This window comes from Sporosarcina koreensis, from assembly GCF_001531445.1.
In the GTDB taxonomy this organism is placed as follows: domain Bacteria; phylum Bacillota; class Bacilli; order Bacillales_A; family Planococcaceae; genus Sporosarcina; species Sporosarcina koreensis_C.
Map to the genome: position 1 here is coordinate 1 of NZ_LQYA01000369.1, position 243 is coordinate 243.

A 243-nucleotide genomic window follows, 5' to 3' on the forward strand; every position below is an offset into this window, starting at 1 on the left:
GCTGGCTCGAACTGTGGCAAGAGGTCACGAAAAACCCATTCATTACACAAGTTGACGTGCGGAAAGTTCGCAATGGTCGAGATGATAAAGTTTATGAGATTGCGAAGTACTCTGCAAAAGACAGTGATTATTTAATTAGCCAAGAAGTTTTCGAGGAGTTTTATAAAGCCTTAAAAGGCAAACGATTAATTGTCTATTCTGGGCTATTTAAAGACGCTATGACCAAATTTAAAAATGGTGAGT

Annotated in this window: 1 protein-coding gene; it reads left to right on the plus strand. The window is 38.3% G+C overall.

Annotation, left to right across the window (positions count from 1 at the left end; translation table 11 throughout):
* A partial coding sequence (locus tag AWV70_RS24035) for a protein rep (RefSeq protein ID WP_160327730.1) occupies positions 1–243 on the plus strand: 243 nt, incomplete at both ends.